Source organism: Rhodococcus sp. USK13 (assembly GCF_018343855.1).
Lineage (GTDB): Bacteria > Actinomycetota > Actinomycetes > Mycobacteriales > Mycobacteriaceae > Rhodococcus_F > Rhodococcus_F oxybenzonivorans.
Genome location: NZ_CP069242.1, coordinates 1,931,771 through 1,943,524, shown reverse-complemented (window position 1 = coordinate 1,943,524; position 11,754 = coordinate 1,931,771). Strand labels below are relative to the sequence as shown.

At 65.8% G+C, this 11,754-nt stretch carries 10 protein-coding genes; 7 read left to right on the top strand and 3 right to left on the bottom strand.

Annotated elements, in window-relative coordinates; genetic code table 11:
- Nucleotides 1-83: 83 nt before the first annotated feature.
- Entirely contained in the window at nt 84-1,133 is a 1,050-nt protein-coding gene (locus JQT59_RS11835; RefSeq protein ID WP_213576300.1) for an adenylate/guanylate cyclase domain-containing protein, read from the top strand.
- Between the two features lie 211 nt (nt 1,134-1,344).
- Here JQT59_RS11835 and JQT59_RS11830 read toward each other — a convergent pair whose 3' ends face one another.
- Nucleotides 1,345-2,007: a TetR/AcrR family transcriptional regulator gene (locus tag JQT59_RS11830; RefSeq protein WP_213576299.1), complete on the bottom strand. Its 663-nt coding sequence runs from the start codon at nt 2,005-2,007 to the stop codon at nt 1,345-1,347.
- Between the two features lie 168 nt (nt 2,008-2,175).
- On the opposite strand from JQT59_RS11830, the gene JQT59_RS11825 reads away from it, so the two are divergent.
- Together JQT59_RS11825 and JQT59_RS11820 are read left to right on the top strand one after the other, a co-directional pair.
- Nucleotides 2,176-3,696 (top strand): MFS transporter, encoded by a 1,521-nt coding sequence (locus JQT59_RS11825; protein ID WP_213577654.1) that lies wholly within the window; start codon nt 2,176-2,178, stop codon nt 3,694-3,696.
- Between the two features lie 100 nt (nt 3,697-3,796).
- Nucleotides 3,797-4,693: an AurF N-oxygenase family protein gene (locus JQT59_RS11820; protein WP_109333487.1), complete on the top strand. Its 897-nt coding sequence runs from the start codon at nt 3,797-3,799 to the stop codon at nt 4,691-4,693.
- Nucleotide 4,694: 1 nt separating this feature from the next.
- On the opposite strand, the gene JQT59_RS11815 is transcribed toward JQT59_RS11820, so the two are convergent.
- Nucleotides 4,695-6,980: a SulP family inorganic anion transporter gene (locus tag JQT59_RS11815; protein WP_213576298.1), complete on the bottom strand. Its 2,286-nt coding sequence runs from the start codon at nt 6,978-6,980 to the stop codon at nt 4,695-4,697.
- Nucleotides 6,981-7,246: 266 nt separating this feature from the next.
- Between JQT59_RS11815 and JQT59_RS11810 the strand changes: the two genes are divergently transcribed.
- The gene (locus JQT59_RS11810) at nt 7,247-7,654 is read left to right on the top strand and encodes a DUF302 domain-containing protein (RefSeq protein WP_213576297.1); all 408 of its coding nucleotides are present in this window, start codon (nt 7,247-7,249) and stop codon (nt 7,652-7,654) included.
- 17 nt (nt 7,655-7,671) lie between these two features.
- Here the strand turns inward: JQT59_RS11810 and JQT59_RS11805 are convergent, their stop codons facing one another.
- Entirely contained in the window at nt 7,672-8,130 is a 459-nt protein-coding gene (locus tag JQT59_RS11805) for a carboxymuconolactone decarboxylase family protein (protein ID WP_213576296.1), read from the bottom strand.
- Nucleotides 8,131-8,179: 49 nt separating this feature from the next.
- On the opposite strand from JQT59_RS11805, the gene pdxR reads away from it, so the two are divergent.
- The 3 genes from pdxR (at nt 8,180) to JQT59_RS11790 (ending at nt 11,686) form a co-directional block, all read left to right on the top strand.
- Nucleotides 8,180-9,589, top strand: a complete 1,410-nt coding sequence (gene pdxR, locus JQT59_RS11800; RefSeq protein WP_213576295.1) for a MocR-like pyridoxine biosynthesis transcription factor PdxR — start codon at nt 8,180-8,182, stop codon at nt 9,587-9,589.
- A gap of 218 nt (nt 9,590-9,807) precedes the next feature.
- Complete coding sequence (locus JQT59_RS11795; RefSeq protein WP_213576294.1) at nt 9,808-10,344, top strand: OsmC family protein; 537 nt, start codon at nt 9,808-9,810, stop codon at nt 10,342-10,344.
- Nucleotides 10,345-10,384: 40 nt separating this feature from the next.
- On the top strand, nt 10,385-11,686 hold the full coding sequence (locus JQT59_RS11790; RefSeq protein WP_213576293.1) for a bifunctional o-acetylhomoserine/o-acetylserine sulfhydrylase: 1,302 nt from the start codon (nt 10,385-10,387) through the stop codon (nt 11,684-11,686).
- Nucleotides 11,687-11,754 lie beyond the last annotated feature (68 nt).

The window sequence follows — 11,754 nt, the reverse complement described above, 5'->3', positions numbered from 1 at the left end:
GACGTTTCCGCACCGGGCAGGCCCGCACAATGGCAGATTGAGAGCAGATCGAAGGCAAGGGATGAGCGCGCGAGAGGACAGCAGTGGTCGCGGACACCAATGACGACGAGACGGAGACGGTTCCGGAGGTCGAGCCGAGCCTGCTCCGCGACATCCAGGCCGACCTGGAGGAGTCGCTGCTCGGTGGCCCTCGGCGATACACCCGGCTGGAGATCGCCGAGTTCGCGGGAGTATCGGTCGAACGGGCCGACCGACTGTGGGTGTCCATGGGTTACGCAGTGGACACCGACCCTCAAGGGGTGATGTTCACCGAGGGAGACATCGAAGCCCTGCGCACCATCGCGTCTCTCGTCGATCGAGGGATCATCTCGCCGGACCGCGAAGTGGCGGCTGCCCGTGCGCTCGGCCAATCGATGTCCAGGCTGGCCGAGTGGCAGGTGTCGCTGATCAGCACCCACATCATCGAACAGCTCGCCGGCTCCACCGATAGTGACCCGGAAGCGATCCGGCGGCAGGTGCGCGAACTGACCGCCGACATCCTCCCCGCGGTCGAGTCGCTGCAGGCTTACGTGTGGCGACGGCACATCGCGTCCACGACGGGCCGCAACGTCGGCAACCCGGGCGAGGAAGTGGCGAGCCGCACCCTGGTCGTCGGCTTCGCGGATATCGTCGGGTACACCTCACTCACCCGCCAATTGGGCGCGCGGGATCTCGCCGACCTGCTGGAACGGTTCGAGTCGGCTTCGGCGTCCGTGATCAGCGGACACCACGGCTGGGTGGTGAAAACCGTGGGCGACGAGGTGATGTTCGCGGTCGAGTCGCCGGCCGACGCCGCCGCCATCGCCTTCACTCTTCAGGAACAGGTACTCCCCGACGAGGGCGACCCGAATCTCCGGGTGGGCCTCGCGATGGGACCCGCTCTCGTACGATTCGGGGATCTCTACGGCTCCGTCGTCAACACCGCGGCGAGACTGACAAGTTCGGCACGTCCCGGCACGGTGCTGATCGACGACGAGCTCGCCGGCGCACTGGCCGACACCCCCGGCTGCTATCTCAAGCAGCTACGACCACGACGGGTCCGGGGCATACGGCGGCTCGAGCAGTACGTGCTGCGACGAGACCGCGAAGGCTAATTCTCTGGTGTCAGCTTCCGAAGGGCAGGGTTCCCGGCGGAATGGAGTATCCACTGCTTCCTGCGGCTACCCCGCCCCACGCACCGAGGATCCAGTTGAGTGCTTCAGTGATCATCGAGAAAGCCCTTCCCACATCATCTTGTCGACACGACCGGCAATTGGGTGCCGGGCGCAGGTGCCACGGTAACGAGGCGGTCCCGAGCTGTCGACGTCACAGAGCCCGAGCTGGCGGAACCTCGGCAATCACCGGCGACGGCCGCGACGCGACCTGCGCGGCCCGCGCGGCCAGGAAGTCGTCGACTATCCGTTCGCAGGCCTCCCGACCCAGCGGGGTCAGCGTCGCGAGGCGGGTGAAGACGAGTGGGCCGACCAGTTGCGCGAGCGCGAGGTCGTAGTCGAACTCACCGAGCTGCTCGGCGGCCTCCGGCGTCCCGAAGATCCGGTCGAACGCCGCCCGGTACTGTTCCACGATCGTCTGCCTCAGCGTGCGCAGTTCCGGCTTGTCGGACTCCAGCGCAGCGGCACTGGAATAGTCCTCCAGCGCGGGGCCCATTCCCAGCCAGCACATCGCGGTGACGTGCATCGGCGCGCTCTCGATCAGGGTGGCCTGACTGACCATCAACTCGACCAGCTGGTCCCGGAGATCGCCCTCCTCGGACACGGTCGGAGCGGGTGGAATGAGTCGTCCGAATGCAGCGGCCACCAATTCTGTGCCGTTGCCGAAATGCCGGTACAGCGTGGCACGCGCCACTTTCGCCAGTGCGGTCACGGCATCGATGGTGACGGCTTCCGTACCGCCCTTGGCGAGCAAGGTCGTCGCTGCGTCGAGAAGCCTCGCGCGGGAACGCTGCTTGCGGGGATCCTGCTCGGTCATCTGCGCCGCCGTTCTCGCCGTGGTCACCACTTGTGAACTAACAGTCTACCAACGATACTGACAGTCTCATTTCCTATCGGGAGGACCACCGTGCATCCTCGCAACGAGGCACCACAGGCACAGGCCGACCAACCGGACACGACTGGATGGACGTTCCGGCAGATATGGATGCTGGTGGTTTCCTGCTGCGCGGTCGCGCTCGTCGTCGCAGCGATGGCGGCGCTGAACACGGCATTGCCGGACCTGGCACGCGACACCGGGGCCACCCAGAGTCAGCTCACCTGGATCGTTGACGGCTACACCCTGACGCTCGCGGCCCTACTCCTGCCCGCAGGCGCGCTCGGGGATCGGTACGGCCGGCGGGAACTCCTCATGGTGGGACTGCTCGTTTTCGGCGCCGCCACCGCCGTGCCCCTCATCAACGACGCGCCTGAGTGGATCATCGGATCGCGAGTCGCTGCGGGAGTGGGGGCAGCCTTTGTGATGCCCGCGACGCTGTCGCTGCTCACAGCGGGTTTTCCGCCGTCGCAGCGCGGGCGGGCCGTGGGCATCTGGTCCGGCGTGGCCGGTTCGGGTGCCATCGCCGGAATGCTGGTGTCCGGCGCACTTCTCGAAAAGTGGTCGTGGATGGCGATCTTCGTCAGCCTCGCGGTGGTGTCCGGGCTCATCCTGCTCGTCAGCTTCACCATTCCCTCGTCCAGGGACGCGAGCCATTCTCCGCTCGACCTGCCCGGCACCGCATTGATCGTGACCGCCGTAGGCATGTTCGTCTTCGGCACCATCGAGGCCCCACATCGGGGCTGGCTGGATCCTGTCGTCCTGATTCTGCTCGTCGGCGGACTCGTCGCCGCCGGCGTCTTCGCCTGGGTGGAACTCCGCCGACAACATCCCCTTCTCGACGTGCGGTTGTTCGGCAATCGCGCCTTCGGGTCGGGGTCGATGTCACTGCTCCTGCAGTTTCTCGCCACCCTCGGGCTCTTCTTCCTGGCGATCCAGTACCTGCAGTTGGTGCTGGACTACTCGCCCCTGCAGTCCGCGCTGGCGCTCGCTCCCATTGCGGTGCCGGTCGTCGTGATGTCTGCCGTTATGCCGCTGGTCGTCCCGCACGTCGGGCTCCGGCCACTCCTGGCGGCCGGCACCGCCATCCTCGGCGCGGGAATCTTCCTGCTGGTTCGCCTGGATGCGGATTCGAGCTATCTGGACGTGTCCTTCCCCCTCATCGTCGCCGCCTTGGGCATCGGGCTGTGCACCGCACCTGCCACCGCTGCGATCGTCCAAAACACTCCAGACGCCAAGCAGGGCGTCGCCTCTGCAGTCAACGACGCCGCCCGGGAGATCGGGTCGGCCATCGGAGTGGCCCTGGCGGGCAGCATCCTCGCCACCGGCTACAGCCGGAACGTCCAGCCGGCGGTCGACGCACTTCCCGAACAAGCGAAGGAACCGGTCTCCGGCTCACTGGCTGCGGCACTGCACGTCGCGGAATTGGCCGGCCCACAGGGAGAGCAGCTGGCGACGTTCGCGCGCGACGCATTCCTGAAGGGAATGGACGAGGCCTCAGTCGTCCTGGCCGGAGTGTTGTTCGCCTCCGCGCTCCTCCTCGGGGTCTGGGCGCCCGGTCGCCGACACCCGTCGGTTCGCGTCGATGCAGCCGAGCGGGATGCCGCCGAGAGAACGGCCGACATCGACTGAATGAACGTTGCCCTTGTGACCCCAGTCATTGTATCGTTCAGTATCAGTAACACGCTGTCACACTTAATTGACCGCACCGGCCACTGATCAAGGGGTAGTCATGACCGCATCGATTGTCGTCTCCGACCGCGAAGAGACCGCTCAGCGCCTGCTGGCGTCCTCGGCCCGGAAGTCCTACGACCCGATGGTGGAGGTCGACTGGGAAGCACCCATTCCCGACGACAAGTTCGGGCTCACGCCCGAGTGGAGCACCCTGTACGGCACCGCGCTGTGGGACGAGATGACCGACGCGCAGAAAATCGAGCTCACCAAGCACGAGGCGGCGAGCGTCTCGAGCGTCGGGTTGTGGTTCGAGATCCTGTTGATGCAGATGCTGCTCCGCGACGTGTACGGGCGCGACAAGCACTCCCGGCACGTCCAGTTCGCTCTCACCGAGGTGGCCGACGAGTGCCGCCACTCGGTGATGTTCGCTCGCGCCGGCGAACGCCTCGACATGCCGAGTTACGGCCCGCACCCCGTGATCCACAAGCTCGGACGTATCTGGGGTGGCTTCTTCAAGGGCGCCAATGCGTACGCCAGCGTGATGGCCGCCGAGGAGATCCTCGACATGATGCAGCGCGACTTCATGAAGGACGAGCGGGTCCAGCCCGTCACTCGGACGGTGAGCAAGATCCACGTCCTCGAGGAAGCTCGACACATCCGCTTCGCACGTGAGGAAGTCGGACGACGCATCGAGGGCGCCAGCTGGGCACGACTGCAGCTGGAGCGCCTCAACACGGCCGTCGTCGTCTACTTCGTCATGAAGAGCATGATCCGCAAAGAGGTGTACTCGAATGCCGGCCTCGATCCGGAGCGCGCCATCGCGGAGGCCAAGCGGAACCAGCATTACAAGGACACCGTCCGCACGTCCGGTTCAAAGCTGATGCAGTTCCTCGACAGCGTCGGCCTCGTCGGCGGCCCGTCCAAGCGGCTATACAAGAAGGTCCACCTGCTCTGAGTCAGCTGGGCACAGTGTCCAGATAGGACACACCGGTCGAGGTGATTTCGAGTACGCGTGCAGAAGGGATGTCGAAGAACATTCCCGCCACGCGCACTCGTCCCTCGGCCGCTGCTGCGCCGACCACCGGATGCCGTTGCAGGGTCTGTAGCTGTACCGCGACGTTGACCATGCCCAACCGGTCCACTTCGTCGAAGCCGAGTTCCTCAGCCGCACGTGCCACCGGATGACCACTGAGGAGCGCCTTGTGGCTCGGCTGCGCGAACGTCAGCCACTGCTCGACGGGTCCCTGCTCGGTGAGGGAGTGATCGTCTCGTTGTCCTCCCTGTCCGAGTACAGCTTTCATGGCGCCGCAACCCGAGTGGCCGCACACGATGACGGAGCTGACGCCCAGTTCCTCCAATGCGAACGTCAGCCCGGCTTCGACCGACACGTCCTGTCGGCCCACCGGGACGAGATTGCCGACATTGCGCACCGTGAAGAGATCGCCCGGACCGCTGCTGGTGATCACGTTGGGCACGATGCGGGAATCGGAACAGGTGAGGAACAGCGAATCGGGGCTCTGACCGTCCTTCAGGTCGTCGAGGTGCGACTGTAGGTGCGCGGCGTTGCGCCGGTGGTACTCGGCCACTCCCGCCAGCAGTGGGCGCAGGGCGACCGGCGTGGAGTCGTCTGCCCGAGAGTGCCGCGGCTGCCAGCTTTTCCAGGGGGCAAACCTCCGGGCGCTCGCCACTCCGACCCCGCGCTGTGGAGGCGCGTCACCGACGGAGTCCATGTCGACGGTGCCGAGAGCATCGATCACCACAATTCCACCCGACCGCTCATGGTGCCGCTTCCACTCGTCGATCGCCTCGAACATGGCGTGGTCCAGAAAGTCGACGGCCAGTTCCACGGTGACGTGCGCACCGTCGGGCACCTTCGCGAGCAGCCCGGTCAATGCAGGCATGGACAGGAAGCTGCATGACCCCTCGACGGTCACGCGCCACCGACCGGAGTCCTCGGATTCGGAACCACCGATGGGCTCCGCGCGCATCTTCGGGTGGATGACCCGCCACAGCAGCAGGATCACGGCGAGAGCCAGGCCCAGGAGCACTCCCTCGAGCAGGTTGAGGAAGACGACACCCGCCACGGTGAACCCGTACACCCACAGGTCGCCGGTGCGCCGGGCCGTGCGCAGGTCGGCGAGCTTGACGAGCTGGATGCCGATCACGATGAGCAGTCCGGCGAGCGCGGCCATCGGGATCTGCTGGACCAGCGCGGTCAGCAGCGCAGCGAAGACGAGAATCCACACTCCGTGCAGTACCGCGGACGCCCGGGTTCGGGCACCCGCCGCGACGTTGGTGGAACTCCGCACGATCACACCGGTGACCGGCAATCCGCCGATCAGCCCCGAAACCATGTTGGCCGATCCCTGGCCGACGAGTTCCCGGTTGAATTCGGTTCTTTCGCCGCCGTGCATCTTGTCCACCGCGACTGCGGAGAGCAGGCTCTCGACACTGGCGATCAGCGCCACCGTGAGCACACCGGTTGCCACCGCCAGCCACGGGCCTTGTGGCATCGCAGGGCGCGACAGCGCGTCGAACAACGAGCCGTCCAACGTGATTCGATCGACGTCGAGCGGAAGAACCAGTGAGGCAAGGGTGGCCACCGCAACCGCGACGAGCGGTCCGGGGAGCATGCCGAACTTGCGTGGCACCTTCTTCCACAGCAACAGGATGGCGATCACGGCCGATCCGATGAGAACCTCGCCGTATCGTACGGATGCGAGCTGAGACGGAAGCTGCGTGATGTTGGCCCACGTCGAGCTGTGTGATCCACCTCCGAGGAGAACGTGAATCTGCTGAAAAGCGATGGTGATTCCGATCCCGGCCAGCATTGCATGAACCACGACGGGGGCGATCGCCAAGGCAGCTCGCGCAATTCGACTGAGCCCGAAGATGATCTGCAGGAATCCGGCCGCGACGGTGATGGCACAGGTGGCGCGCCACCCGAAGGTACCTACCAATTCTGCTACTACGACGGTCAATCCGGCCGCCGGACCGCTGACCTGAAGGGGTGATCCGCCGATCGATCCGGCCACCACGCCGCCGACGATCGCGGCGACGAGGCCCGCCATGACCGGGGCATCGGAGGCGATGGCGATTCCGAGCGACAGCGGCAGGGCGACGAGGAAGACGACGAGCGACGCAGGCACGTCGTACCGGGCGTTGCGTCGCAACCTCTCACCGAGGGTCGGTCCGGGGACGGCAGCGGATGGGGGCGCTTTCTCATTCTCGAGGATCGACATGTCGACACCTTACGGTGACGACCGGGCGAAACGCCCGAATCGGATGTCGCCCTGTGGCATGTGTCACCGACACTGAAGGTTTCGCGCGAACACAATGAAAACAACTGGACAACAGGCATATACATCGGGACCCTGTCGTCAGGCCCTCCGGCCGAGGCGGGACGTTCGCTGCGCCCACAACGTCTCACGGCGCCTCGTGCACCATATGCTTCGCCTACCGCGCGGGGTATCGTGGGAGAGGAAAGCAGCCCCGAGGGAGCACCATCATGAAGCTCGCACTGTCGACGACTTTGCACACCTCGTTCGATGACGCCGTCGAGCGCACCCGCCAGGCTCTGGCCGAGCAGGGGTTCGGAGTGCTCACCGAGATCGATATGAAAGCCACCCTGAAGGCGAAGCTCGGTGAGGATATGGAGGACTATCTGATCCTCGGAGCCTGTAATCCGCCGCTCGCGCACCGCGCGGTCGACGTGAACCGGCAGATCGGCTTGCTCCTGCCCTGCAACGTGGTGGTGCGCGCCGATACGTCCGCCGAGAACACGATCATCATCGACGCGATGAATCCGGCGCTGATGGTGTCCGTGGCCGAGGAGCAGGGCCTCTGTGAGGTCGCGGACGAGGCCACCACCAAGCTGCAGGCAGCCATCGACGCCCTCACCGCGCAGAACGTCTGACCACGCCGCCGCCGAAGTCAGCGCACCTTCGGCGTCTTCCTCGTGCTCACAGCGATCCGATTCCAGGCATTGATCGTGAGAATCAGGGAGATGAGCTGAGCCAGCTCGGCCTCGTCGAAATGCTCCTCGGCCTGCTCATACACCGAGTCGGGGACGAATCCGTCGGTCAACACCGTGATCGACTCGGCCAAGGCGAACGCCGCCCGCTCCTTCTCGGTGTACAGGCCGTGCGCCTCCTCCCAGGCGTTGAGGAGAAACAGCTTCTGTTCACTCACCCCGATCTTCCTGGCGTCGGCAGTGTGCATGTCGATGCACCACGCGCAGTGGTTGATCTGGGAACACCGGGTGAGTACCAGCTCGACCAGCTCGGGGTCGAGTCCCTGACGAGCCGCGGCGTCGAGGGCAATCATTGCCTTGTATACGGCGGGCGCCTTCTTCGCGATGTCGACCCGCGTCTTACGTTCCGTTGTGGTCATAAGACAAGACTATGCAGCCAGTAGCCCAGGTTCGTGGTTCAATCCGGTCATGGAAAGTTGGGCCAATTCGGGCGTGGGACGGGATCTCCACCTCGACATGGCGTCCTCGTCCGGCACACCGTCGACCACGCCGCGCGCCGACCTGGTCACGGCGCTGCGCACGGCCATCTGTTCGGGCCGACTCCGGCCCGGCACCGTCCTGCCACCGTCGCGCACCCTCGCGGCCGACTTCGGTCTCGCACGCAACACGGTGGCAGGCGCGTACGCCGAGCTCGTCGCCGAAGGCTGGCTCACTGCACGCCAGGGTTCGGGCACCCGGGTGGCGGACCGCGCCCGGGAGCCGCAGCAAACCTCCCACAAGCGTCGGGGCGTCCCGCCTCCACCACCGATGAGTCTGATGCCCGGCTCCCCCGATGTCGCAGAGTTCCCGCGAACCGCCTGGACAGCCGCGGCACGACGCGCCCTGACAGCGGCACCCCATGACGCGTTCGGCCCCGGCGACCCACGGGGACGGATCGAATTACGCCGCGCGGTAGCCGAATACGTCACCCGCACGCGAGGCGTCCGCGCCGACCCGGAGTCGGTGGTGGTGAGCGCGAGTTCCGGACACGGATTGTGGCTGCTCGCCCGTGCTCTCGGCGGCCCGATCGGAGTGGAGAGTTACGGGTTACATCTGCACCGCGCGCTCCTCGGTGATGCCGGGGTGGCCACCGTTCCGTTGGAACTCGACGATCGGGGCGCGCACCCTCCCGATGTGACAGGCCACTCTCTCACCGCGGCACTCGTCACGCCGGCGCACCAGTTCCCGACCGGTGGCCCGCTTCACCCCAGTCGGAGAACCGCTTTCGTGGACTGGGCGAGCAGTACGGGCGCGGTGGTGATCGAAGACGATTACGACGGCGAATTCCGCTACGACCGACAGCCCGTCGGTGCGCTCCAAGGTCTGGCGCCCGAACACGTGGTGTATCTCGGCACCGTGAGCAAAAGCCTGTCCCCCGCGGTGCGCGTGGGCTGGATGGTGCTCCCCGATCGGCTGATCGACGACGTGCTGGCGGTCAAGGGTGACTACGAAAGGTGGGTCAGCGCTACGGAACAGCTCACCCTCGCCGAATTCATCGGGTGCGGCGGGCTCGATCGGCACGTCCGTCGGATGCGCACCCTGTACCGCCGACGCCGCGACACCCTGGTTGCCACCCTGGCATCTCGCGCACCGCACGTGCACGTCGCCGGCATCGCGGCCGGATTGCACGTCGTACTCGAACTTCCAGCAGGAACGGAAGAGGCCACGATGGCACGTGCCGAGGCGCTGGGTCTGGCCGTCATCGGTCTGCGCACGTTCCGCCATCCGGATGCAGAAGACGATCGGCCGGACGGTCTCGTCGTCGGCTACAGCACACCGTCGTCCGCGCGCTTCGCCGCCACACTCGACGCACTGTGCCGGGCGCTGCCCACCCGCTGAGCGCATTTCCTATAGGACTAGTCGGAATGCGTGTCTTCCGGTTACAGTCTGTTCCGTGACCGACTTCCGCGCGATCGATTCCGGCGAGCTGCTGACGCGGCGACGCCATGTCGATTTCGCGTTGGTGTGTACCTCAGGGTGTCCGAGTCTCTGATCGGACTCATCCCGGCGTGACGTTTTTCCCCAATCCCGTACACCCTCCGTTCGAAGGATTCGTCATGTCTGCCACCGATACCGCGTCACTGTCACACCTGTCGTCCGTCATCGCCGCCACCTCCGACGCCGTTGCCCAGAATCCCGCCAACGCCCAGGTCGTGTTCCGCGCGTCCGCCCAGGCGCACGACGCTGTGGCCAGCACAGTCACCCTCGGCAAGTACAGCGTCGAGGTGGACGAACCGCCCGCGCTCGGTGGTGACAACGCCGCCGCCAACCCTGTCGAGTACTACCTCGCGTCGCTGCTGTCCTGCCAGGTGGTCACCTACCGCTTCTGGGCCGACAAGCTCGGAATCCGAGTGGACGACATCTCCGCCCGGGCCGAGGGAGATCTCGACGTGCGTGGGTTCTTCGGCTTCGACGAGTCCGTCCGTACCGGGTTCGGCGAAGTGCGCGTCGTCGTGACACTGACCGGCCCGGAATCGCGCGAGCGCTACCGCGAGCTGCAGGAAGCGGTGGATGCACACTGCCCCGTCCTCGATCTCACTCGCAATTCGACCCCGGTCCACACCGTGGTCGAAACACTTACCAGCGAAAACTGATTCACCACATCCACCTCACCGAATTCGGAGTACATCACTCGTGACCGAGAGCACCGACCCCAGCATCAACTGGTCGTTCGAGACGAAGCAGATCCACGCAGGGCAGACATCCGACGCCACCACGAAGGCGCGGGCACTGCCGATCTACCAGACCACCTCGTACACCTTCGACAACACCGATCATGCTGCCGCACTGTTCGGCCTGGCCGAGCCGGGCAACATCTACACCCGCATCATGAACCCCACCCAGGACGCCGTCGAGCAGCGCATCGCCGCACTCGAAGGGGGCGTCGCCGCGCTGCTGCTGTCCTCCGGGCAGGCCGCGGAGACCTTCGCGATCCTCAACCTCGCCGAGGCCGGGGACCACATCGTCTCCAGCCCATACCTCTACGGCGGCACCTACAATCTCTTCCACTACACGTTGCCCAAGCTCGGCATCGAGGTGTCGTTCGTCGAGGATCCCGACGACCTCGGGCAGTGGGCGTCGGCCGTCCGGCCGAACACCAGGGCATTCTACGGCGAGACCATCGCCAACCCCAAGAATCACATCCTCGATCTGCCAGGGATCTCGAAGGTCGCGCACGACAACGGCCTTCCGCTGATCGTCGACAACACGGTGGCCACGCCGTACCTGCTCCAGCCGTTGAAGCACGGAGCCGACATCGTCGTGCATTCGGCCACCAAATACCTCGGCGGGCACGGCACGGCGATCGCCGGTGTGATCGTCGACGGCGGCACCTTCGACTGGACCCAGGGCCGGCACCCGAACTTCACCACCCCCGACCCCAGTTACCACGGTGTCGTCTTCGCCGATCTGGGTGCTCCCGCATTTGCACTGAAGGCGCGCGTGCAGTTGCTGCGCGACCTCGGTTCCGCGGTGGCCCCGTTCAACGCATTCCTCATCGCTCAGGGCATCGAAACGCTGAGCCTGCGTCTCGAACGGCACGTTGCCAACGCCCAGAAGGTCGCCGAATACCTCGAAGCCCGCAGCGAGGTGACGACGGTGGCCTACGCCGGTCTCGCGTCTTCACCCTGGCACGAGCGCGCACAGCAGCTGACCCCCAAGGGAGCCGGCGCCATCGTGACGTTCGAACTCGCCGGGGGCGTCGACGCCGGTAAGAAATTCGTCAATGCGCTGACCCTGCACAGCCATGTCGCCAACATCGGTGACGTGCGCTCCCTGGTGATCCATCCCGCGTCCACCACCCATTCGCAGTTGACTCCGGAGGAGCAGCTCGCCGCCGGGGTCACGCCCGGGCTGGTCCGCCTGGCCGTGGGCATCGAAGGTATCGACGACATCCTGGCCGACCTCGACGCCGGGTTTGCCGCAGCGAGCGTCTGATTCGGAAGACGAGAGGGTGCGGGGCGCTCGGCCCCGCACCCTCTCGCGTCGGATCGTCCGCGCTCGTA

Excerpts from the sequence above, each read along its gene's own strand:
- JQT59_RS11830 (WP_213576299.1), bottom strand. The coding sequence starts at position 2,007 with ATGACCGAGCAGGATCCCCGCAAGCAGCGTTCCCGCGCGAGGCTTCTC.
- JQT59_RS11810 (WP_213576297.1), top strand. The coding sequence starts at position 7,247 with ATGAAGCTCGCACTGTCGACGACTTTGCACACCTCGTTCGATGACGCC.
- pdxR (WP_213576295.1), top strand. The coding sequence starts at position 8,180 with ATGGAAAGTTGGGCCAATTCGGGCGTGGGACGGGATCTCCACCTCGAC.
- JQT59_RS11815 (WP_213576298.1), bottom strand. The coding sequence starts at position 6,980 with ATGTCGATCCTCGAGAATGAGAAAGCGCCCCCATCCGCTGCCGTCCCC.
- JQT59_RS11795 (WP_213576294.1), top strand. The coding sequence starts at position 9,808 with ATGTCTGCCACCGATACCGCGTCACTGTCACACCTGTCGTCCGTCATC.
- JQT59_RS11820 (WP_109333487.1), top strand. The coding sequence starts at position 3,797 with ATGACCGCATCGATTGTCGTCTCCGACCGCGAAGAGACCGCTCAGCGC.
- JQT59_RS11825 (WP_213577654.1), top strand. The coding sequence starts at position 2,176 with ATGCTGGTGGTTTCCTGCTGCGCGGTCGCGCTCGTCGTCGCAGCGATG.
- JQT59_RS11805 (WP_213576296.1), bottom strand. The coding sequence starts at position 8,130 with ATGACCACAACGGAACGTAAGACGCGGGTCGACATCGCGAAGAAGGCG.